Here is a 21,549-nt window from a genome sequence, read left to right as displayed (position 1 = left end):
TCTATGGTTCCATGCACCGCCAAGTGAATCAAGAGTGAACTTCGTGTTTCATCGACGTTTCGGCGCCCATTCTCAGGAATACACCTCGCGCCGCGGCGACAGAGCTTTTCGGAGATGACCGCATGACCCTCTCCCCGGTCGCCCGCGCCGCCGCGATCCTGCTGGGCCTGGAGGGCATCGGACTGCTCGTGCTCGCCGGCTGGGAACTGGTCGCGCTGATCGGCGGCGACACCGTCGACCCCACCAGCTCCCTCGCCCTGCTCGTCCTCACCGTCGTCGGCGCGGTCGTCGTGATCGCCCTCGCCGTCGGCGTGTTCCGCGGCGCATCATGGGGACGCTCGGGCGGTATCGTCACGCAGCTGCTGGTGCTGGCCGTCGCCCTGGGGGCGGCGACCGGACCCGAGGGGGATGCCGCGCGTGCTGCGCTCATCGCCGCACCGGCCCTCGTCACCGGCGTGCTGCTGCTGCTCGCCGCGCGGGCTGCGGCGCCGCCTCGCCCGCGCGACTAGGCCGCAGGGGGAGGCACGCGACAGCCGCGGGGCCCGCCCGGGGCTCAGCCCACGTGCAGCAGCGTGCGCAGCCGCCCGACGTGGCCGGTGGCCTTCACGTTGTACAGCGCGTGCTCGATGCGTCCGGCGGGGTCGATCACGAACGTCGAGCGGATGACGCCCTCGACGACCTTGCCGTAGTTGAGCTTCTCGCCCCACGCGCCGTACGCGCTGTGGACGTGGTGGTCGGGGTCACTGAGCAGGTCGTAGGTCAGGGCGTCGCGCTCCCGGAACTCCCGCAGCTTCTCGGGGGTGTCGCGTGAGATACCGACGACGGTGTAGCCGGCGGCCTGCAGCGGGGCGAGGCTGTCGCGGAAGTCGCAGGCCTCCTTGGTGCACCCGGGCGTCATCGCCGCCGGGTAGAAGAACACGATCACGCCGGTGCCGGCCAGCCCGTCGAGCGAGACGTCCACCCCGTCCTGGTTGGGGAGGGTGAAGGCGGGGGCGAGGGCTCCGGGTTCCAGGCGCGACATCCGTCCAGCCTAGATCGTCTGCGGTGCCGCCGGCGGTCAGGCGAAGGCTGCGCCGCCGCCGGTCAGGCGAAGGTGGTGAGCAGTCGCTGCAGCGAGTCGAGTCGCGCCGCGCCCTGGTCGCCGAGACGCCCCTCGGCGACGGCCTCGACGATCGCGCAGTCGGGGGCGTCGGGGAGGTGCGTGCAGCCGCGCGGGCACTCCTCGGCCACCGCGGCCAGATCGGTGAACGCGGCGAGGATGTTGGCGGGGTCGACGTGGCCCAGACCGAAGGAGCGCACCCCCGGGGTGTCGATGACCCAGCCCTTGCCGGCCGGGCTCTCGTAGCGCAGCGACACGGTCGAGCTCGAGGTGTGGCGCCCGCGTCCGGTGACCTCGTTGACGTGCCCGGTGGCACGCAGGGCACTGGGCACGAGGGCGTTGACCAGCGTCGACTTGCCGACGCCGGAGTGCCCGACGAACACGGTCGAATGGCCGACGAGCCGCTCGCCGATCGCCTCGACCGGCATCTCGCCGCGGCTGCTGCGGAACACCTCGAGATCGCCCACCCCTTCGAAGTGGGTGAGGAAGTCGCTCGGGTCGGTCAGGTCGGTCTTGGTGACCACCAGCATGGGGTGGATGCCGGCGTCGAGCGCGGCGATGAGGTAGCGGTCGACCAGGCGCGGGCGCGGCTCGGGGTCGGCGGCGGCGACCACGACGAGCATCTGGTCGGCGTTGGCCACGACGACCCGTTCGACCTGGTCGGTGTCGTCGGCGCTGCGACGCAGCAGCGACGTGCGCTCGGTGATGCCCACGATGCGGGCCAGCGTGCCGTCGCTGCCGCTGGTGTCGCCGACAGTGCGCACGAGGTCGCCGGTGACGATGGGCTGCTTGCGTAGCTCGCGGGCGCGGGAGGCGAGCACCTGGTGCTCACCGGGGCCGTCTTCGTCGACCAGCACGGTGTAGCGGCCGCGGTCGACGCCCAGCACCCGTGCGATCTCGGCATCCGCGTGGGCGGGGCGGCGTTTGGTGCGCGGGCGATTGGCCTTGGGGTTCGGGCGCACGCGCACGTCGGCCTCGTCGTAGCGCGGCTCGTCGTCGTCGTCGAAGTCGTCGAGCCAGCTCACCGCGTGCTCCGCATCGTCATGCCCGGTCGGCGCTCATGCGGCGGGGTCGGCCGACAGCAGCTGCCGCCACAGCTCGGGGAACTCGGGGAGGGTCTTGGCAGTGGTGCCGATGTCGTCGACCTGCACGCCGGGCACCCGCAGCCCGATGATCGCGCCAGCCGTGGCGAGGCGGTGATCGTGGTGGGCGCGCCACAGCCCGCCGCGCAGCGGCCGGGGGAGGATGCGGATGCCGTCGGGGAGCTCTTCGGCCTCGCCGCCGAGCGCGCGCAGATTCTGCACGAGCGCGGCGATGCGGTCGGTCTCGTGTCCGCGGATGTGGCCGATGCCGTGCAGCGTGGTGGGCGCGTCGGCGAAGGCGGCGACGGCGAACAGGGTCGGGGTCAGCTCGCTGGCGGCGGTGAGGTCGAGGTCGACGCCCGCGATGCGACCGCCGCCGCTGACGGTGAGGGCGCCTCCGCGCCGGCTGGCGCGGGCCCCCAGCAGCGGGAAGATGTCGCTCAGCAGCGCGCCGGGCTGGGTGGAGGAGGCGGGCCAGCCCGGGATGGTGACCGTGCCGCCGGTGACGACGGCGGCGGCCAGGAACGGCGCCGCGTTGGACAGGTCGGGTTCGATGACGGCGTCGCGGCCGCGCGGGGCGCCGGCCGGCACGATCCACTCGTGGGGGGTGGGGCGCTCGACGTGCACGCCGCGGCGGGCCAGCACCTCGACGGTCATGTCGATGTGCGGCAGGCTCGGCAGTCGCTCGCCGGAGTGCACGAGGTGCAGTCCCACGTCGAAGCGCGGCGCCGCCAGGAGCAGGCCCGAGACGAACTGGCTGGAGGTGCTCGCGTCGATGGTCAGCTCGCCGCCGCGCACATGGCCGCGGCCCTTGACGGTGAACGGCAGTGACCAGTTGCCGCCGTCGTCGATGTCGACGCCGATCTCGCGCAGCGCCTTGATCATGACGCCCATGGGGCGGTGGAGCGCGCTGTGGTGCGCGGTGAGGGTGACATCGCCGTGCACGAGGCCGGCCAGCGGGGCGACGAAGCGCATGACGGTGCCGGCCTGGCCGCAGTCGACGGTGACATCGCCGGTGAGGGCGGGTGCGGGCGTCACATAGAGATCGGGGCCGAACGGGCCTGCGCCCTCGACCTCTTCGATTTCGGTGCCGAGGGTGCGCAGCGCCTCGATCATGCGCGCCGAATCGTCGGAATGCAGCGGCGAGACGAGCGTGCTGGGCTGGTCGGCGATGGCCGCCAGCACCAGCTTGCGGTTGGTCAGCGACTTCGATCCGGGGATCGACACGGTCGCGTGCACGGGGGAGTCGGCCACGGGCGCGGGCCAGGGCGAGTCCGGGGTGGACGAGTCTGGGGAATACCCGGTGGCGGTCATCAGGTTCTACCCTAACGAACCCGTCGACACGACCCATCGAAACCAGCGCCGAGGAGGCACATGATCGCGACTTTGGAGCGCGGCCCCGATCCCCTGGTGATCGATGCCCGCGACGTAGACTGGGCCCTGATGGAACAAGACGCGGACACCACGCCGCAGCCCCAGGATCCGCGGGACCAGTTCGAGCAGCAGGCGCTGCCGTTCATGGACCAGCTGTACGCCGCCGCCATGCGGATGACCCGCAATCCGGCCGACGCCGCCGACCTCGTGCAGGAGACCTTCGTGAAGGCCTTCTCGTCGTGGGCCTCGTTCACGCAGGGCACGAACCTCAAGGCGTGGCTGTACCGCATCCTGACCAACACCTACATCAACACGTACCGCAAGAAGCAGCGCGAGCCGTACCAGGGGACGATCGACGACCTCGAGGACTGGCAGCTGGGCGGTGCGGAATCGACCACGGCCACCAGCAGCCGTTCGGCTGAGGCCGAGGCGATCGACCACATGCCGGCATCCGTCGTCAAAGACGCCCTGCAGTCGATCCCCGAGGACTTCCGCCTGGCGGTCTACCTGGCCGACGTCGAAGGCTTCGCGTATCAAGAGATCGCGGACATCATGAAGACACCGATCGGCACGGTCATGAGCCGTCTGCACCGAGGCAGACGGATGCTGCGTGACCTGCTGTCCGACTATGCGAGAGAGCGCGGCATCGAAGTGCCCGCCACGAGGAGCACGAAATGAGCGACTGCGGCTGCGACAAAGCCCGGAAGGATCTCGAGGAGTACCTGCGCAACGAGGTGTGCAAGACCCAGCACACCGACATCCGCGAGCATCTCGAGAACTGCCCCTCCTGCCGCGACGAGGCACTGGTGGCCACGACCCTGACCGCCGTGGTTGCGCGCGCCTGCAAGGAGTCGGCTCCCGAAGAGCTGCGCGACATGGTGCTCGCACGCCTGCGCGCCCAGCAGGCCACGCACTGAGCTGACCCCAGCCGCGCGCTGACCTGCGCGGTCGTCGCCTCGGGCTACGGGGCGAAGACCCGCAGCGCGCCGGGCACGGCGGCCACGTGCACCGGCAGCGGCCCCTGCGGCTCGCCGTCGGCGTAGGCGGTGACCCCGCTCGCGACCAGACGCGCCGAACGGATGCGGTAGGTCGAGACCTCGGGGATCGTCGGGTGCGTGCCCCGGTAGACGCGGGGGAGCAGCCGCAGCAGGCGCGGCCGCGAGACGCGGCGCACGATCGTCGCATCCAGCAGGCCGTCGGCGAGGTCGGCGACGGGACAGATCGGGATGCCGCCGCCGTACGTGCGGCCGTTGCCGATGGCCGTGAGGGTGAGCGTGTCGTCGACCACTTCGACGCGTCCGTCGGCCAGCTCCAGCTCGATGCGGAACGGGTCGGCCCGCAGCCGCAGGAACTCCGCGAGGATCGCGATGTCGTACCGCACGTGACCCCGTGGCCACGGCATCCGGTTGGCGCGGTCGTTGACCTTCGAGTCGAACCCGCTCGCCAGCACCGTGCCGAACAGCGTCGAGGTGCCGTCGGCACGGGTGAGGCGGGCGAGGTCGATCTCGCGCACCCGTCCGCCGATGACGGCCGCCGCGGCGCCGTCGGCGTCGAGCTCGCGCAGCCCCAGCCCGGTGGCGAGGTCGTTGCCGGTGCCGGTGGGGATGATGCCGAGGGGGATGCCGGTGCCGGCGAGCACCTGCACCGCGAGGCCCACGGTGCCGTCGCCGCCGGCGACCACGACCGCCTCGGCGCCCCGGCCGACGGCATCCGTCAGCAGCGCGGACGCTTCGCCGGGGGTGCGGGCGGGCAGGGCGCGCACGTCGATGCCCGCACCGCGCAGCAGCAGGGCGGCGCGACGGGCAGCCCCGGTGTGCGCGCCGTGGCGCGCGGTGGGGTTGTCGAGGAAGGCGACCGAGGCCGGCGAACCGGCCCCGGTCGGATCCGCATCGTTCAGAGAGTCAGCGCCTTGGCGAGGATGGCCTGCTGCTCGACCGCGTGCACCTTGGGCGATCCGGTGGCCGTGGAGGCGGCGGCCGGACGCGACACACGACGGATCGTTCGGCCGTGCAGGTGCTTGACGATCTCGAGCGAGATGAACGGCCACGCGCCCTGGTTCTCGGGCTCGTCCTGCACCCACACCAGCTCGGCGTCGGGGTAGGCGTCGATCACCGCGTTGAGCTCGTCGATCGGCGCCGGGTAGAACTGCTCGAGCCGCACGAGGGCGACCTCGGGGTTCGGGTTCTTCTCCAGCTCGGCCTTCAGATCCCAGTGGATCTTGCCCGAGTGCAGCAGCACGCGCTTGACGCGGGTGGCCTCGATGCCGCGATCGTCGTCGAGCACCGGCTCGAAGCGGCCGCTCGTGAAGTCGGCGACCTCGCTGGTGGCACCGCGCAGACGCAGCATCGCCTTCGGCGTGAACACGATCAGCGGGCGGCGCGGGCGGGCGTAGGCCTGCCGGCGCAGCAGGTGGAAGTAGGACGCGGGCGTCGACGGGCGGGCGACGGTCATGTTGTCCTGCGCGCACATCTGCAGGTACCGCTCGATACGGCCCGACGAGTGGTCGGGTCCCTGGCCCTCGTAGCCGTGGGGGAGCAGCAGCACGACGCTCGACTGCTGACCCCACTTCTGGTCGGCGGCGGAGATGTACTCGTCGATGACCGACTGGGCGCCGTTGGCGAAGTCGCCGAACTGCGCCTCCCACAGGGTGAGGGTGTCGGGGCGCTCCACCGAGTAGCCGTACTCGAAGGCCATCGCGGCGTACTCGCTGAGCAGCGAGTCGTACGCGTAGAAGCGGCCCTGGCCGTCGCCGAGGTTGGCCAGCGGCAGCCACTCCTGACCGTTCTGACGGTCGTGGAGCACGGCGTGACGCTGCACGAAGGTGCCGCGGCGGGCGTCCTGACCCGCGAGGCGCACGTTGGTGCCCTCGATGAGCAGCGAGCCGAAGGCGAGCAGCTCGCCGAAGCCCCAGTCGACCGAGCCCTTGCGGCTCATGTCGTTGCGCTTGTCGAGCAGCTGCTGCAGCTTGGCGTGCACCGTGAAGCCGTCGGGCTTGTTGACGAACGCGTCGCCGATGGCGTGGATGACGTCCTCGCCGACACCCGTCGACTCGGGCTCGCCGGCGACGACCTCGAGCGAGCCCGTCGTGGTCGGCACGACCGACGCCGAACCGGTCTCGGCCTCGTGCGTCTCGGCGAAGGCGACCTCGAGCCGGTTCTGGAAGTCCTGCTTGGCCTTGTCGTACTCTTCCTCGGTGATGTCACCGCGGCCGACGAGCGACTCGGTGTAGAGGCGGCGCACCGAGCGCTTGGCCTCGATGAGGTTCGTCATCAGCGGCTGCGTCATCGACGGGTCGTCGCCCTCGTTGTGACCGCGGCGGCGATAGCAGACGAGATCGACGACGACGTCGCGCTGGAACTCCTGGCGGTAGCGCACCGCGAGCTCGGCCACGCGCACGACCGCTTCGGGGTCGTCGCCGTTGACGTGGAAGATGGGCGCCTGGATGGTCTTGGCCACGTCGGTGGCGTACACCGAGGTGCGCGCATCCTGGGGGAGCGTGGTGAAGCCGACCTGGTTGTTGACGACCACGTGCACGGTGCCGCCGGTGCGGTAGCCGCGCAGCTGCGACATCTGCAGGGTCTCCACGACCACGCCCTGACCCGAGAAGGCCGCGTCGCCGTGCACCAGCACGGGCAGCCACGAGAACGTGCCGATGGGGCGGCGGTCCTGCTTGGCGCGGGTGATGCCCTCCAGCACGCCGTCGACCGTCTCCAGGTGCGAGGGGTTGGCCGCCAGGTACACCGGCATCTCGGCGCCGCCGTCGGAGACGAAGGTGCCCTCGGTGCCGAGGTGGTACTTCACGTCGCCGGAGCCGCGCTTGGAGCCGATGGCGACCGAGCCCTCGAACTCGCGGAAGATCTGGCTGTAGGTCTTGCCTGCGACGTTGGTGAGCACGTTGAGGCGGCCGCGGTGGGCCATGCCGATCGTCGCGCCCTCCAGGCCCGCCGCAGCGGCGCCCTGCAGGATCTCGTCGAGGAGGGGGATGAGCGACTCGCCGCCCTCGAGGCTGAAGCGCTTCTGCCCGACGTACTTGGTCTGCAGGAACGTCTCGAACGCCTCGGCCTGGTTCAGCTTGTCGAGGATCCGCAGCTGCTCGTCGTGGGTGGGCTTCTGGTACTTCACCTCGACGTTGTCCTGGAACCACTTGCGCTGTCCCGGGTCCTGGATGTGCATGTACTCGATGCCGATGGTGCGGCAGTACGAATCGCGCAGCACACCGAGGATCTCGCGCAGCTTCATCGTGCGCTTGCCGCCGAATCCGCCGGTGACGAACTCGCGGTCGAGGTCCCAGAACGTCAGGCCGTGGTTCTCGATCTCGAGGTCGGGGTGGGTGCGCTGCACGTACTCGAGCGGGTCGATGTCGGCCATCAGGTGACCGCGCACACGGAACGAGTTGATGAGCTCCTGCACGCGGGCGGCCTTGTCGACGCGCTCGGCCAGGTCGACGTTGATGTCGCTGGACCAGTGGATCGGCGCGTACGGGATGCGCAGCGCGGCGAAGATGCCGTCGTAGAAGCCGTGCCCGCCGATGAGCATCTCGTGCACGATCTTGAGGAACTCGCCTGAACCGGCGCCCTGGATGACGCGGTGGTCGTAGGTGCTGGTGAGGGTGATCGTCTTGCCGATGCCGAGCTCGGTGAGCGTGCGCTCGCTGGAGCCCTGGAACTCGGCCGGGTACTCGAGGGCGCCGGCGCCGACGATGCAGCCCTGGCCCTTCATGAGGCGGGGGACCGAGTGCACGGTGCCGATGCCGCCGGGGTTGGTGAGCGAGAGCGTCGTGCCCTGGAAGTCGGCGGCGGCCAGCTTGCCCGCACGGGCGCGCTTGACGAGGTCTTCGTAGGCGCTGAGGTACTCGTGGAAGGTGAGGCTCTCGGCGCGCTTGATGCTGGGCACCATGAGCGCGCGGGTGCCGTCGGGCTTGGGGAGGTCGATGGCGATGCCGAGCCCGATGTGGGCGGGGGCGACCACCGACGGCTTGCCGTCGACTTCGGCGTAGGCGACGTTCTGGCTCGGGAAGACCTTCAGCGCCTGGATCAGCGCCCACCCGATGAGGTGCGTGAAACTGACCTTGCCGCCGCGGGTGCGGGCCATGTGGTTGTTGATGACGATGCGGTTGTCGATCATCAGCTTGGCCGGGACGGTGCGCACGCTCGTGGCGGTGGGGACGGTCAGCGACTCGTCCATGTTGGCCGCGAGGGTCTTGGGCATGCCGCGCAGCGGCGTGACGACGTCGGCGCCGGCCTCTTCGGGGGCGGCGGTGGCGGCGGCCTTGGGTGCCTGGGCGGGCACCGGCTGGGCCGCGGCGGGGCGCGCGGTGGTGCGGGCCACCGGCTGGCCGCCGTTCACCGGCACCGCGGCGGTGACGGGGCGGGGCTCGGCGGTGGCGGATGCCGACGCGGCCGGCGCCGGAGCGCTCGGGGCGGCGGGGGCTGCGGCAGCCGGAGCGGCGGGGGCCGCAGCGGCGGCCGGAGCGTTCACCGGCCGGTAGGCCTCGAGGATCGGCCACCAGGACTGATCGACCGAGTTCCTGTCCTTCGCGTACTGCTCGTACATCTCGGCGACGAGCCATTCATTGGCTCCGAAGTCGCCGTCGCTCGAAGTTCCCACGCCGGTCACCTGGCTGGACACGAGTTCGCCTGCTTTCATCGATGAAGACTCGGATCGTGCGGGGACGCGGAGCCCCACGCGCACAACAATCCAGGGTAGCCCAGGTTCACCTTCCGATCGGCTGATACCCCCGCATCCGGAGGGCGGATTCCGCCGGGAGACGGTGACCGGTGGGTACCGTGGAAGCATGCAGTTCTCCGGCGCGCTCCCCACGGTCGATCTGACCTACTCCGATGTCTTCCTCGTGCCGCGGCGTTCCGCCGTCACGAGCCGGCTCGACGTCGACCTCTCACCCGGCGACGGCACGACGGCGACCATCCCGCTGGTGGCCTCGAACATGAACTCGGTCACGGGTCCGCGCCTGGCCGCCACCCTCGCCCGCCGCGGCGGGCTGGGCGTGCTGCCGCAGGACATGCCGCTGCAGGACCTCGACACCGCGATCCGCTGGGTGAAGGCGCAGCCGACCGACTGGGACACGCCCCTCGTGCTCTCGCCCGAGACGACGGTGGCCGAGGCGGCGGCGCTGCTGCCGCCCACCGTCGGACACGGCATCGTGGTCTCGGCGACCACCGACGGCCCGGTGCACGTCGACGACATCCTCGGCATCGTGCCGGCCACGCGCCTGGGCACGGCGCTGCCCGACGCCCGCCTGGGCGACCTCGCCCGCGGCCGCGGCGCCTCGATCGACGCCGACGACGTCGACGGGCCGCGCCGCGCGTTCGACCTGCTCGTGGCCGCCGACGCCGAGATCGTGACCGTGCTGCAGCACGGCCACCTCGTGGGCACCCTGTCGCAGCGCACCGCCCTGCGCTCCACCCTCTACCGCCCCGCCGTCGACGACGACGGGCGCCTCATCGTCGCGGCCGCCGTCGGCATCAACGGCGACGTCGCCGCCAAGGCGAAGGCCCTCGCCGCCGCCGGTGTCGACGTGCTGGTCGTCGACACCGCCCACGGCCACCAGGAGGGGATGCTGCGGGCGCTGCACGCCGTGGCGGGTCTGAACCTCGGCATCCCGATCGTCGCCGGCAACATCGTCACCGCCGACGGCGTGGCCGACCTCGTGTCGGCGGGCGCCTCGGTGCTGAAGGTCGGCGTCGGCCCCGGCGCGATGTGCACGACCCGCATGATGACCGCTGTCGGACGCCCGCAGTTCTCGGCCGTGCTCGAGACCGCTCAGGCCGCCGCCGAGCGCGGCGCGCACGTCTGGGCCGACGGCGGGGTGCGCTACCCCCGCGACGTGGCCCTGGCGCTGGCCGCCGGCGCGGCATCCGTCATGATCGGCTCGTGGTTCGCCGGCACGATCGAAGCGCCCGGCCAGCTGCAGGTCGACGACCTCGGCCGGGTCTACAAGGAGTCGTGGGGCATGGCCTCGACCAAGGCGGTGCAGGGGCGCTTCGGTCGCCTCGACGCCTACGAGCGCGCCCGCAAGGAGCTGTTCGCCGAGGGCATCTCGTCGTCGAAGATCTACCTCGACCCGCTGCGTCCGTCGGTGGAGGACCTGCTCGACATGATCACCTCGGGGGTGCGCTCGTCGTTCACCTACGCCGGGGCCGCCACGGTGCCCGAGTTCCACGAGCGCGCGCTGGTCGGACTGCAGTCCGCCGCCGGCTACGAAGAAGGCAAGGCCCTCCCCGTCAGCTGGTGACGCCCTCCGGTCGTTGAGCGAGCACAGCGAGTCGAAACGTGGCTCGACCCCGGGTCGTTGAGCGAGCGCAGCGAGTCGAAAGGCGTCCGTCGCGACGTTTCGTCTCGTCGCTGCGCTCCTCGCTCAACGACCGTGGCTCGACCCCCGGTCGTTGCGCGAGCGCAGCGAGTCGAAACGTGTCGGTTGCGACGTTTCGTCTCGTCGCTGCGCTCCTCGCTCAAGACCGTGGCTCGACCTCTGGTCGTTGAGCGAGCGGAGCGAGTCGAAACGTGGTGGTTGCGACGTTTCGTCTCGTCGCTGCGCTCCTCGCTCAACGACCGTCGCTCGACCTCTGGTCGTTGAGCGAGCGCAGCGAGTCGAAACGTGGCTCGTCCTCCGGTCATTGCCTCCTCGCTCAACGACCGTGCCTCGACCCCTGGTCGTTGAGCGAGCGGAGCGAGTCGAAACGCGCTCCTCGCTCGACGAGCGGGGGGCGAAACGGGGACCGGCCGAGGGGGAGCGGGGATCCCTTAGAATCTTCTGTCATGGATGACCCCCCTAATAGACGCTCGCCCCACCGACCCCGCCTCCGTTCGATCGGAGGTGATGCGTGATGGATTACGTCATGTTGGGCGTGGGGCTGCTTCTGACAGTGGGCACCGGCCTGTTCGTGGCCAGCGAGTTCGCGCTGGTCAACCTCGATCGCGCAGATCTCGAAGCGCGCCAGGCGGCCGGTGAGTCACGGCTCGCGCTGACCATCAGCGCGCTGCGGATCACCTCGACGCACCTGTCGAGCGCGCAGCTGGGCATCACCCTGACCACGCTGCTCACCGGTTACACGATGGAACCGGCGATCACCAACCTGCTGAGCCCCGTCTTCACGGCGTGGGGGCTCTCGGATGCCGCGGCGCGGCCGATCTCGACGGTGGTGGCCATCACCGTCGCCACGACGTTCTCGATGATCATCGGCGAGCTGGTCCCGAAGAACTTCGCCCTCGCGGTGCCGCGGCAGACCGCCAAGCTCGTGCTGCCCTTCCAGGTGGCCTTCACGACGGTCTTCCGGCCGGCGATCACCGTGCTCAACGGCAGCGCCAACGGGGTGCTGCGCTCGATGGGCGTGGAGCCCAAGGAGGAGCTGTCGGGTGCGCGCACCGCTGAGGAGCTGTCGAGCCTCGTGCGTCGTTCGGCCAGTGCCGGCGTGCTCGAGGAGGACACCGCGTCGCTGCTGGACCGCACCCTCACCTTCGCCCGCCTGTCGACGGCCGACGTGATGACCCCGCGCCCGAGCGTGCACGCCGTCGCCGCGGGCGACAGCGTCGAAGACGTCATCCAGCTGGCCCGCCGCACCGGCCACAGCCGCTTCCCGGTGTACGACGAGTCGATGGACGACATCATCGGCATCGCCCACCTGAAGCAGGCCGTCAGCGTGCCGCGCGACCGCCGCGCCGATGTGCCGGCGGCCGCCATCGCCGAGGAGCCGCTGCGCGTTCCCGAGGCCGTGCACCTGGACGGCCTCATGTCGGAGCTGCGCGCCCGCGGCTACCAGATGGCCATCGTCGTCGACGAGTACGGCGGCACGGCCGGTGTGGTCACCCTCGAAGACCTCGTCGAGGAGATCGTCGGCGAGGTGCTCGACGAGCACGACCGCAACCGCGCGGGCGTCGTCCGCGTGGGCGGCGGCGTCGTCTTCGGCGGCGACCTGCGACCCGACGAGGTGCGCGACCGCACCGGCATCCGCGTGCCGGAGGGGGACGTCTACGACACCGTCGGCGGGTTCCTCATGTCCACCCTCGAGCGCATCCCCGTGGTCGGCGACGTCGTCGACCTGGAGGACGGCACCCTCACGGTGCAGCGCATGGACGGTCGCCGCGTCGACCGGGTGAAGTTCGTGGCGCATCCGCTGCCGGAAGGCGCGGGCGTCGAGGGAGGTGAGCAGCGATGAGCGACTGGGCGGGAATCGCATGGCTGGTCGTGCTGCTGGTCTTCAACGCGTTCTTCGTCGGCGCGGAGTTCGCCGTCATCTCGGCACGACGCTCGCAGATCGAGCCGTTGGCCGAGAAGGGCTCGAAGACGGCCAAGACGGCGCTGTACGCCATGGAGCACGCGACGCTGATGCTGGCCACGAGCCAGCTCGGCATCACGATCTGTTCGCTGCTGATCCTGAACGTCTCGGAGCCGGCGATCCACCACCTGCTGGAGGGCCCGCTGGCGCTCACCGGCTGGAGCGAGGCCGTCATCGGCGGCGTCGCGTTCGCGATCGCGCTGCTGCTGGTGTCGTACCTGCACGTCGTGTTCGGCGAGATGGTGCCCAAGAACCTCGCGTTCTCGCTGCCCGACCGGGCGGTGCTGCTGCTGGCGACGCCGCTGGTGTGGGTCTCGAAGGTGTTCCACCCGCTGATCGTGGCGCTCAACTGGATCGCCAACCACATCGTGCGCCTGTTCCGCGTCGAGCCGAAGGACGAGGCCGCCTCGACCTTCACGCTCGACGAGGTCGCCACGATCGTCAACCAGTCGCGCATCGAGGGCCTCCTCGACGACGCGTCGGGTGCGGTCGCGGCGGCGGTGGAGTTCACCGACAAGAAGGCCGCCGACATCGCGGTGCCGCTGTCGGCGCTGGTGACGCTGCCCGAGTCGACGACGCCCGACGAGATCGAGCGCGCCGTCGCCAAGTACGGCTACTCGCGCTACGTGATCGTCGACGACCAGGGCGTGCCGCTGGGCTACGTGCACCTGAAGGACGTGCTGCGCGCGGCCGAGGGTCCGGATGCCGAGAACGACGTCTCGGAGCCGATCAAGCCCAAGCGCATCCACCACATGGTGTCGGTCGCCGAGACCACCGACCTCGAAGACGCGCTGGCGCTGATGCGCCGCTCGAGCCGTCACCTCGGCCAGGTGCGCGATGCGACCGGTGAGATCACCGGCGTGCTGTTCCTGGAGGACATCATCGAGGAGCTCGTCGGCGAAGTGCACGACGCCACCCGTCGCGGATACTGACCCGCACCGCACAGAGCCCGCCCCGATCGCTCGGGGCGGGCTCTGTCGTGCGCGTGTGCGTGCGGGGGTCAGGCGCGGCGGCGGGCCCGCAGGTAGGGGGCCGGCCACGGCGCCAGGTCGGTGTCGCCGATCTCGCCGGCGGCGCGCAGCGCGAAGTGCGGGTCGCGCAGCCACTCGCGACCGGCCAGCACGACATCGGCGTCGCCGGCGGCGAGGATCGCCTCGGCCTGCGTGCCGCTGGTGATCTCGCCGACCGCGCCGACGGGCAGCCCGGTGGCGCGGCGGATGCCGGCGGCCAGGGGCACCTGATAGCCGGGGCCGGTCGTGATCTGCTGGTGGGCGACGAGCCCGCCGCTGGAGACGTCGACGAAGGCGGCGCCGTGCTCGGCCGCCCATGTGGCCACCGTGGCGGTCTGGGCGAGGTCCCAGCCGCCCTCGGCCCAGTCCTGCGCCGAGAAGCGCACCATGAGCAGCGCACCGGGGGCGGCGGCGTGGACGGCATCGATGACCCGCAGCAGCAGGCGTGCCCGGTTCTCGAGGCTGCCGCCGTAGGCGTCGTCGCGGTGGTTGGACAGCGGCGAGAGGAACTCGTGCAGCAGGTAGCCGTGGGCGGCGTGCACCTCGAGCGCCTCGAACCCGGCGCGCACGGCGCGCGCGGCCGCGGCGCCGAAGGCCGCGACGAGCTCGTCGAGCTGGTCGACGGTGAGCGCGGCGGGCGGCGCGTAGCCCTCGAAGGCGACCTGCGAGGGGGCGAGGGTCTCCCACCCGCCCTCGGCCTCCGGTACCGAGCCGTGGCCGCGGCCCGAGAACGGCGACCACGTCGAGGCCTTCCGCCCGGCGTGGGCCAGCTGCAAGGCGGGCACCGCGCCGCGCGCGCGGATGGCGGCGGCGATGGGCGCCCAGGCCTCGGCCTGCGCGTCGTTCCACAGGCCGACGTCCTCGGGGGAGATGCGTCCCTCGGGCAGCACCGCGGTCGCCTCGGTGATCACCATGCCCGCCCCGCCGGCGGCGAACTGCGCCAGGTGCACGTGGTGCCAGTCGTTCGGCATCCCGTCGACCGCCGAGTACATGCACATCGGCGCCACCCAGAGGCGGTTGCGGACGGTGTGACCATCGAGCTCGATGGGGCTGAACAGCTGGCTCATGCGGGAGGACTCCTCGGAGGCGGCGGGCCGGGGCGCCTCCCGGGAATAGGGTGGCGTCATGGCGGACGAGTGGACGGCACAGGATGCGGCATCCCTGCTGCGAGAGCCAACGGGCTCCGACGACAAGTATTCCCGCGGCGTGCTCGGCGTGCGCACCGGGTCGCAGCGCTACCCGGGTGCGGCGGTGCTCGGCGTGGAGGCGGCGTGGCGCACCGGGCTCGGCATGGTGCGCTACCTCGGCCCCGAGCATCCGACCTCCCTCGTGCTGGCGCGCCGGCCCGAGACGGTGACCGCCGCCGGCCGGGTGCAGGCGTGGCTGATCGGCTCGGGCACCGACGCCGCCGAGCGCACCGCCGCCGAGACGGCCGCGCTGCGCGAGATCCTCGCCGGCGATGAGCCGGTCGTCGTCGATGCCGGCGCGCTCGACCTGGCCCCCGCGGCGCACGCCCCGCTCGTGGTGACCCCGCACGCCTCGGAGCACGCGAAGCTGCGCGCCGCCCTGGGCCTGTCCGCACCGGAGTCCTCCGCGGAGACCCCCGAGCGGGAGGCGGCGGCGGTGGAGACCGCGGCCGCGCTCGGCGGGGTCGTGCTGCTGAAGGGCGCCGTCACGATCGTGGCCACCCCCGCCGGCGCGGTGCGCACCGTCGCCGCGCCCACCGCATGGCTGGCCACCGCCGGCACCGGCGACGTGCTGGGCGGGGTGCTCGGCGCGCTGGTGGCCGGCGCGGCCGCCCGCGACCAGGCCGGCACCGACGCACTCGACGCCCTCGGCGCGCTCGCCGCCACTGGCGCCTGGGTGCACGGGCACGCCGGTGCCGCGGCGGTTGAACGCGCCGGCGGCGGGGCGGTGACCGCGCTGGACGTCGCCGAGGCGGTGCCCGCCGTCGTCGGCGGGCTGCTGCGCGCACACCGCAGCTCCTGACACCGCGGCACCTGGCACCGGCTGCGCCCGACACCCCGCGCGCCGCAGAGACGCCCGACACACCCCGCGCGGCGTCGCGGGACGACATGCCGGGGGAGCGCCGCGCCGGCATCCCTACAATGGAGCGGGTGTCGAGGCGAGCTGTGCTGTGGATCGCGTTCGCCGTCGTGCACCTCGGCGTCGCGTGGCTCGGCTGGCTCATGCCCAACGAGCCGATGGGCGACGTGTACCGCGTGTACGAGCCGTGGTCGGCCGCCGCGCTCGAGGGCGCCGGCATCGTCGGCATCCACTCCGCCTGGGTCTATCCGCAGCTCGCGCTCGTGCCGATGCTCATCGCCCAGCCGCTGGGTGTGCTGACGGGCAGCTACATCGTCGGGTGGGCGCTGCTGGTGACGGCGGTCGACGCCGCCGCGTTCGCCGTGCTCGTCGGACGGGGCTCCTCGCAGGGGCGGCAGGTGGCCGCGTGGTTCTGGCTGGCGGCGATCGTGCTGCTCGGCCCGGTGGGCCTGTACCGACTCGACGGGATCACCGTCGCCCTCGCCGTGCTGGGATGCCTGTGGCTGGTGCGCCGCCCCGCGGTGGCCGCCGTGCTGCTGGCGGCGGCCACGTGGATGAAGGTGTGGCCGGCGGCTCTCCTGGCCGCCGCGGTCATCGCGCTGCGCCGGCGCCTCGTGATCATCGCCGGGGCGCTCGCGGTCAGCGCGCTCACCCTGCTTCTGGTGGTGGCCGCCGGCGGCCTGCCGTATGCGTTCGGGTTCCTCACCGAGCAGACCTCCCGCGGGCTGCAGGTGGAGGCGCCGGTGAGCGCCTTCTACCTGTGGGGCGCGCTCCTGGAGGTGCCCGGCTTCTGGGTCTATTACGACCCCGACATCCTCACCTTCCAGGTGACCGGCAGTCAGATCGACCCCGTGATCGCGGTGATGACGCCGGTGCTGGTGGCCGCCATCGTGGCCGTCGCCGCGCTCGGCGCGGTCAAGGCCGCCCGCGGCGCCACGGTGCTGACGCTGCTGCCGGCCCTCTCGCTGGCGCTGGTGGTGGGCTTCATCGCCTTCAACAAGGTCGGCTCGCCGCAGTACATCTGCTGGCTGTTCCCCTCGGTGATCCTCGGGCTCGTGCTCGACCGGCGGGCATGGCTGCGGCCCGCGCTGCTGGTGCTGGTCACCGCCGCGCTCACCCAGATCGTGTATCCGATGCTCTACAACGGCATCCTGTACCCGGAGCCCGTCGCCGTCACGGTGCTGACGGTGCGCAATATCCTGCTCGTGGGACTGTTCGTCTGGATGGTCGTCCGGCTGGCGCGGGTGCGCCCGCCGGTGCGGCGCCCGGCGACGGTCGCCGCCTGATCGGAGGTCATCCCCATGCTCATCGCCTTCTCCGTCGCCCCGTCCGGCTCCGGCTCCGCCGACGGCTCGGTGCACGACGCCGTCGCCGCCGCGGTCGCCGTCGTGCGCGCTTCGGGCCTGCCGCACCGCACCACCTCGATGTTCACCGAGGTGGAGGGGGAGTGGGACGAGGTCTTCGCCGTCGTCAAGGCCGCCACCGACGCGGTGATGCCCTACGGCTCGCGCGTGTCGCTCGTGCTGAAGGCCGACATCCGCCCCGGCTACACCGGGGAGATCGACGGCAAGATCCAGCGCCTCGAGCAGGCCATCGCGGATGCCGCGGAGCCGCCCGCTCCGGACGCCACTACGCTGGGCGGGTGACCTCCTCGAACACCACGAGGGGGGCGGCGACGTGGGCGCTCCTTTCCCTCGCCGTCGGCAGCTTCGGCATCGGCATGACCGAATTCGTCGTCATGGGGCTGCTCCCCGACATCGCCGAGAGCCTGCTGCCGGCCCTGTGGTCCGACTCGCCCGAAGATGCCATCGCCCGCGCCGGCTGGCTCATCACCGCCTACGCGCTGGGCGTCGTCATCGGTGCGCCGACCATCGCCGGCTCGGTCGCGAAATACCCGCGGCACCGGGTGATGGTGGTGCTGGCGCTCGCGCTCACGGTGTTCAACGCGCTGACGTTCCTGCTGCCGAGCTTCGAGACCGTGCTGGCCTCGCGGCTGCTGGCGGGCCTGCCCCACGGCGCCTACTTCGGCATCGGCGCGCTGGTGGCCGCCGACGTGCTCGGCCCGGGCAAGCGCGCGCAGGGCGTCGCGTTCGTGCTCACCGGCCTGACCATCGCCAATGTGGTCGGCGTGCCGCTGGGCACCTTCCTCGGCCAGCAGGTGGGATGGCGGGCGGCCTTCGTCGTCGTCGCCGCGATCTTCGCACTCGCGACACTCCTCATCTGGATGTTCGTGCCCGCCCATCCCGGCGATCCGGGCCGCACTCTGCGCGCCGAGCTCGGCGTCTTCCGCATCGGGCAGGTCTGGTTCACGCTGGCGTTCGGCGCGATCGGCTTCGGCGGCTTCTTCGCCTGCTACAGCTACATCGCCCCCGTCATCACCGAGGTGGCGGGCTCGCCGGAGTGGGTGGTGCCGATCATCCTCGTGCTGATGGGGCTCGGCATGACCGCCGGCAACCTCGTCGGCGGACGCCTGGCCGACGGCGACCTCGTGCGCACCCTGCTGGGCGGGCTGGGGGTGCTCATCGTCGTGCAGATCTCGCTGGCGCTGACGGCGCAGTGGATCGGCGCGCTCGCGCTGTTCGTCTTCCTCGTGGGGTTCGCCTCGGCTGCCCTCAGCCCCGCCATCCAGACCCGCCTCATGGACGTCGCCGCCGACAACCAGTCGATCGCCGCCGCCCTCAACCACTCCGCCCTGAACATCGGCAACGCCCTGGGCGCCGCCCTGGGCGGCCTGGTCATCGGCGCGGGCCTCGGCTTCACCGCCCCGATCTGGGTGGGTGCGTCGCTGGCCGCGGCGGGACTGGTGATCGCGATCGTCAGCGTCGTCGTCGAGCGGCGCCGGGTGCCCGTGCTGCGCTGAACCGCCCCGGGCTGCGCCGGGCCGCCCGGGCTGCGCTCAGCCGTCCGAGGCTGCGCTGGGCCGTCCGCAGCCCCGCGCAGGGGTCAGGCGGCGAGGAGCCGCCGCAGGTGCGCGCCGACGACCTCGGTCTCGATGAGGAAGCCGTCGTGCCCGAAGTCGCTGGCCAGCACCACCAGCTCGTCGTCGATGGTCGAGCGGATGCCGCGGAAGATGCGCTGCTGCCCCTCCACGGGGAACAGCCGGTCGCTGTCGATGCCGAGCACGAACGTGCGCGCGGTGACCTGCGCGAGCGCGTCTTCGACGCCGCCGCGATCGCGTCCGATGTCGTGGGAGTTCATGGCCTCGACGAGCGTGATGTACGAGTTCGCGTCGAAGCGGCGCGTGAACTTGTTGCCGTGGAAGTCGAGGTAGCTCTCCACCGCGAACCGGCCGCCGCGGCCGAGCGGGCTGACCCCCGACTGCCAGGAGCGCTGGAACCGCTGGTTCAGCTCGATGGTGCTGCGGTAGTTCAGCATCGCCATGCGCCGCGCCAGCGCCAGCCCGCGGTGGGGCCCGTCGCCGTCGGCCTCGTCGTAGTACTCGCCGCCGGCGAAGCGCGGGTCGATGCGGATGGCCTCCAGCTGCACCGAGTTCAGCGCGACCTGGTCGGCCGTCGAGCTCGGGGGAGCGGCGAGCACCGCCAGGCGCGCGACGCGCTGCGGCATCCCGACGGCCCACTCCAGCGCGTGCATGCCGCCCATCGACCCGCCGACGACCGCCGCCCACGTGCCGATGCCGAGCCGGTCGGCCAGCAGCGCCTGCGCGGCGACCTGGTCGCGGATGGTGAGGTAGGGGAAGCGCGAGGCCCACTCGCGGCCGTCGGGGGCGATCGAGGACGCACCGGTCGAGCCCTGGCATCCGCCCAGCATGTTGGGGGCGACCACGAAGTAGCGGTCGGTGTCGAGGGCGCGGCCCGGGCCGACGATGTCCTCCCACCAGCCGTCGGTGGGGTGGCCGGGGCCGGCGTCGCCGGCCACGTGGCTGTCGCCGGTGAGGGCGTGCAGCACCAGCACGGCGTTGCCGCCGTCGGCATCCAGCTCGCCCCACGTCTCGTAGGCCAGGCGGATGCCGGGAAGCTCCCGGCCGCCCTCGGTGCGGAACGAACCCAGGGCCGCGAACCGGCGGCCGCCGACCGGGTCGCCGTCGCGCCAGGCGCCGGTGGCCGGGGGACGGGCGCGCAACAGGCGCGCGTCGGCCTCCGTGATCGGCGCGCTGGGCACCGTGTCTTCGGAGGTCTGCCAGTCCATGGCATCCATTCTCGCGGCTGGGGGCGCTGCGGGCGGTCGTGTTACGTCTCACGCGGCGATGCCCCGCCCCGGTGAAGGGACGGGGCATCGTGCCCGGTGACGGGAAGGCGCCTCAGGCGCGGGCGGCCTCGGCGAAGCGGCGCGCGGCGGCGAGGGCCTGGTCGAGGTCGGCCTTGAGGTCGTCGATGTTCTCCAGCCCCACCGACAGGCGCACGAGCCCCGGCGTCACTCCGGAGGTGAGCTGCTGCTCGGGGGTGAGCTGCGAGTGGGTCGTGGAGGCGGGGTGGATCACCAGCGAGCGCACGTCGCCGATGTTGGCGAGGTGGCTGAACAGGCTCAGCGAGTTGACGAACTCGCGGCCGGCGGCCACGCCGCCCTTCAGCTCGAACGACAGCACCGCGCCGACGCCGCGGGGCGCGTAGCGGTTGGCGGCGGCGTACCAGGGCGAGCTGGGCAGGCCCGAGTAGTTGACGCTGGCCACGTCGGGGTGGTTTTCGAGCCACTCCGCGATCTCCTGCGCGTTCTGCACGTGACGCTCGATGCGCAGCGACAGTGTCTCGATGCCCTGGATCAGCAGCCACGCGCTCTGCGGCGAGATGGCGGCGCCGAGGTCGCGCAGCAGCTGCACGCGGGCCTTGATGATGTAGGCCAGCGGGTCGCCGACGGCGGTCGTGTACGAGGCGCCGTGGTAGGAGGGGTCGGGCTCGGTGAGGCCGGGGAACCTGTCGACGTTCTGCGACCACGCGAAGGTGCCGCCGTCGACGATGGCGCCGCCGATGACGGTGCCGTGGCCGCCGAGGAACTTCGTCGCCGAGTGCACGATGATGTCGGCGCCGTGCTCGAACGGGCGGATCAGGTAGGGCGTGGCGATCGTGTTGTCGACGATGAGCGGCACACCGGCGGCGTGGGCGACGTCGGCGACGGTGCGGATGTCGAGGATGTTGATCTGCGGGTTGCCGACCGTCTCGGCGAAGAACAGCTTCGTGTTCGGGCGCACCGCGCGGCGCCACTCCTCGGGGTCGTCCTGGTTCTCGACGAAGGTCGTCTCGATGCCGAGCTTGGCGAGGGTGTACTTGAACAGGTTGTACGTGCCGCCGTAGATCGAGCTCGACGAGACGATGTGGTCGCCGGCCTGGGCGATGTTGAGCACCGCGAAGGTCTCGGCGGCCTGCCCGGAGGCGACCAGCAGTGCGCCGGTGCCGCCTTCGAGCGCGGCGATGCGCTGCTCGACGACGTCCTGCGTGGGGTTCTGGATGCGGGTGTAGATGTTGCCGAACTCGGCCAGCGCGAACAGGTTCGCCGCGTGGTCGGCGTTGTCGAACACGTACGAGGTGGTCTGGTAGATCGGGGTCGCGCGCGCCTTGGTCACCGGGTCGGGCTGGGCGCCGGTGTGGATCTGCTTCGTCTCGAAGCGCCAGTTCTCGGATGCGGTCATGTCGGGCTCCCCTGGATGATGCGCCCGATCGTCCCTCGATCGCGCGGTGGTCGTTCGCGGCGGT

The 21,549-nt window shown here is 71.8% G+C and carries 18 protein-coding genes; 10 read left to right on the top strand and 8 right to left on the bottom strand.

Going from position 1 to position 21,549, the window contains the following annotated elements; genetic code table 11:
- Positions 1-122: 122 nt before the first annotated feature.
- Positions 123-509, top strand: coding sequence for a histidine kinase (locus tag N3K63_RS00295; RefSeq protein ID WP_261577964.1), 387 nt, complete (start codon positions 123-125; stop codon positions 507-509).
- Positions 510-553: 44 nt separating this feature from the next.
- Here the strand turns inward: N3K63_RS00295 and bcp are convergent, their stop codons facing one another.
- The 3 genes from bcp to aroA form a co-directional block, all read right to left on the bottom strand.
- Complete coding sequence (bcp, locus tag N3K63_RS00290) at positions 554-1,021, bottom strand: thioredoxin-dependent thiol peroxidase (RefSeq protein ID WP_261577963.1); 468 nt, start codon at positions 1,019-1,021, stop codon at positions 554-556.
- A gap of 62 nt (positions 1,022-1,083) precedes the next feature.
- Entirely contained in the window at positions 1,084-2,124 is a 1,041-nt protein-coding gene (rsgA, locus tag N3K63_RS00285; RefSeq protein WP_261577962.1) for a ribosome small subunit-dependent GTPase A, read from the bottom strand.
- Positions 2,125-2,157: 33 nt separating this feature from the next.
- Complete coding sequence (gene aroA / locus N3K63_RS00280) at positions 2,158-3,495, bottom strand: 3-phosphoshikimate 1-carboxyvinyltransferase (protein ID WP_261577961.1); 1,338 nt, start codon at positions 3,493-3,495, stop codon at positions 2,158-2,160.
- A gap of 129 nt (positions 3,496-3,624) precedes the next feature.
- Between aroA and N3K63_RS00275 the strand changes: the two genes are divergently transcribed.
- Positions 3,625-4,233, top strand: a complete 609-nt coding sequence (locus N3K63_RS00275; RefSeq protein ID WP_261577960.1) for a sigma-70 family RNA polymerase sigma factor — start codon at positions 3,625-3,627, stop codon at positions 4,231-4,233.
- Positions 4,230-4,472, top strand: a complete 243-nt coding sequence (locus tag N3K63_RS00270) for a zf-HC2 domain-containing protein (protein WP_261577959.1) — start codon at positions 4,230-4,232, stop codon at positions 4,470-4,472. Before N3K63_RS00275 ends, N3K63_RS00270 begins: the two co-directional genes overlap by 4 nt.
- 44 nt (positions 4,473-4,516) lie before the next feature.
- Here the strand turns inward: N3K63_RS00270 and N3K63_RS00265 are convergent, their stop codons facing one another.
- Complete coding sequence (locus tag N3K63_RS00265) at positions 4,517-5,452, bottom strand: diacylglycerol kinase (protein ID WP_261579139.1); 936 nt, start codon at positions 5,450-5,452, stop codon at positions 4,517-4,519.
- Positions 5,449-9,183, bottom strand: coding sequence for a multifunctional oxoglutarate decarboxylase/oxoglutarate dehydrogenase thiamine pyrophosphate-binding subunit/dihydrolipoyllysine-residue succinyltransferase subunit (locus N3K63_RS00260; RefSeq protein ID WP_261579136.1), 3,735 nt, complete (start codon positions 9,181-9,183; stop codon positions 5,449-5,451). The genes N3K63_RS00265 and N3K63_RS00260 overlap by 4 nt, the downstream gene beginning before the upstream one ends.
- Positions 9,184-9,349: 166 nt before the next feature.
- On the opposite strand from N3K63_RS00260, the gene guaB1 reads away from it, so the two are divergent.
- The 3 genes from guaB1 to N3K63_RS00245 all read left to right on the top strand — a co-directional run bounded on the left by guaB1 (position 9,350) and on the right by N3K63_RS00245 (position 13,780).
- Positions 9,350-10,807, top strand: a complete 1,458-nt coding sequence (gene guaB1 / locus N3K63_RS00255; RefSeq protein ID WP_261577958.1) for a GMP reductase — start codon at positions 9,350-9,352, stop codon at positions 10,805-10,807.
- A 592-nt stretch (positions 10,808-11,399) separates the two neighbouring features.
- Positions 11,400-12,728: a hemolysin family protein gene (locus tag N3K63_RS00250; protein ID WP_261577957.1), complete on the top strand. Its 1,329-nt coding sequence runs from the start codon at positions 11,400-11,402 to the stop codon at positions 12,726-12,728.
- Positions 12,725-13,780, top strand: a complete 1,056-nt coding sequence (locus tag N3K63_RS00245) for a hemolysin family protein (RefSeq protein WP_261577956.1) — start codon at positions 12,725-12,727, stop codon at positions 13,778-13,780. The genes N3K63_RS00250 and N3K63_RS00245 overlap by 4 nt, the downstream gene beginning before the upstream one ends.
- 68 nt (positions 13,781-13,848) lie before the next feature.
- Here N3K63_RS00245 and N3K63_RS00240 read toward each other — a convergent pair whose 3' ends face one another.
- The gene (locus N3K63_RS00240) at positions 13,849-14,925 is read right to left on the bottom strand and encodes an NADH:flavin oxidoreductase/NADH oxidase (protein ID WP_261577955.1); all 1,077 of its coding nucleotides are present in this window, start codon (positions 14,923-14,925) and stop codon (positions 13,849-13,851) included.
- 58 nt (positions 14,926-14,983) lie between these two features.
- On the opposite strand from N3K63_RS00240, the gene N3K63_RS00235 reads away from it, so the two are divergent.
- The 4 genes from N3K63_RS00235 to N3K63_RS00220 all read left to right on the top strand — a co-directional run bounded on the left by N3K63_RS00235 (position 14,984) and on the right by N3K63_RS00220 (position 18,764).
- On the top strand, positions 14,984-15,847 hold the full coding sequence (locus N3K63_RS00235; protein WP_261577954.1) for an ADP-dependent NAD(P)H-hydrate dehydratase: 864 nt from the start codon (positions 14,984-14,986) through the stop codon (positions 15,845-15,847).
- A 128-nt stretch (positions 15,848-15,975) separates the two neighbouring features.
- Positions 15,976-17,190, top strand: a complete 1,215-nt coding sequence (locus N3K63_RS00230) for a hypothetical protein (protein ID WP_261577953.1) — start codon at positions 15,976-15,978, stop codon at positions 17,188-17,190.
- A gap of 15 nt (positions 17,191-17,205) precedes the next feature.
- The gene (locus N3K63_RS00225; protein WP_261577952.1) at positions 17,206-17,550 is read left to right on the top strand and encodes a thiamine-binding protein; all 345 of its coding nucleotides are present in this window, start codon (positions 17,206-17,208) and stop codon (positions 17,548-17,550) included.
- A complete protein-coding gene (locus tag N3K63_RS00220; RefSeq protein ID WP_261577951.1) occupies positions 17,547-18,764 on the top strand; it encodes an MFS transporter in 1,218 nt (405 codons plus the stop codon). The genes N3K63_RS00225 and N3K63_RS00220 overlap by 4 nt, the downstream gene beginning before the upstream one ends.
- Before the next feature lie 83 nt (positions 18,765-18,847).
- On the opposite strand, the gene metX is transcribed toward N3K63_RS00220, so the two are convergent.
- Positions 18,848-20,050, bottom strand: coding sequence for a homoserine O-acetyltransferase MetX (metX, locus tag N3K63_RS00215; protein WP_261577950.1), 1,203 nt, complete (start codon positions 20,048-20,050; stop codon positions 18,848-18,850).
- A 112-nt stretch (positions 20,051-20,162) separates the two neighbouring features.
- A complete protein-coding gene (locus N3K63_RS00210; protein ID WP_261577949.1) occupies positions 20,163-21,485 on the bottom strand; it encodes a bifunctional o-acetylhomoserine/o-acetylserine sulfhydrylase in 1,323 nt (440 codons plus the stop codon).
- Positions 21,486-21,549 lie beyond the last annotated feature (64 nt).

The organism is Microbacterium festucae (assembly GCF_025421715.1).
In the GTDB taxonomy this organism is placed as follows: domain Bacteria; phylum Actinomycetota; class Actinomycetes; order Actinomycetales; family Microbacteriaceae; genus Microbacterium; species Microbacterium festucae.
This window is presented reverse-complemented; position numbering and strand designations above follow the sequence as displayed.

Bases quoted from the DNA above. Each gene is read 5' to 3' on its own strand.
- N3K63_RS00295 (WP_261577964.1), top strand. From the start codon at position 123: ATGACCCTCTCCCCGGTCGCCCGCGCCGCCGCGATCCTGCTGGGCCTG.
- bcp (WP_261577963.1), bottom strand. From the start codon at position 1,021: ATGTCGCGCCTGGAACCCGGAGCCCTCGCCCCCGCCTTCACCCTCCCC.
- aroA (WP_261577961.1), bottom strand. From the start codon at position 3,495: ATGACCGCCACCGGGTATTCCCCAGACTCGTCCACCCCGGACTCGCCC.
- N3K63_RS00275 (WP_261577960.1), top strand. From the start codon at position 3,625: ATGGAACAAGACGCGGACACCACGCCGCAGCCCCAGGATCCGCGGGAC.
- N3K63_RS00270 (WP_261577959.1), top strand. From the start codon at position 4,230: ATGAGCGACTGCGGCTGCGACAAAGCCCGGAAGGATCTCGAGGAGTAC.
- guaB1 (WP_261577958.1), top strand. From the start codon at position 9,350: ATGCAGTTCTCCGGCGCGCTCCCCACGGTCGATCTGACCTACTCCGAT.
- N3K63_RS00250 (WP_261577957.1), top strand. From the start codon at position 11,400: ATGGATTACGTCATGTTGGGCGTGGGGCTGCTTCTGACAGTGGGCACC.
- N3K63_RS00245 (WP_261577956.1), top strand. From the start codon at position 12,725: ATGAGCGACTGGGCGGGAATCGCATGGCTGGTCGTGCTGCTGGTCTTC.
- N3K63_RS00240 (WP_261577955.1), bottom strand. From the start codon at position 14,925: ATGAGCCAGCTGTTCAGCCCCATCGAGCTCGATGGTCACACCGTCCGC.
- N3K63_RS00235 (WP_261577954.1), top strand. From the start codon at position 14,984: ATGGCGGACGAGTGGACGGCACAGGATGCGGCATCCCTGCTGCGAGAG.
- N3K63_RS00225 (WP_261577952.1), top strand. From the start codon at position 17,206: ATGCTCATCGCCTTCTCCGTCGCCCCGTCCGGCTCCGGCTCCGCCGAC.
- metX (WP_261577950.1), bottom strand. From the start codon at position 20,050: ATGGACTGGCAGACCTCCGAAGACACGGTGCCCAGCGCGCCGATCACG.
- N3K63_RS00210 (WP_261577949.1), bottom strand. From the start codon at position 21,485: ATGACCGCATCCGAGAACTGGCGCTTCGAGACGAAGCAGATCCACACC.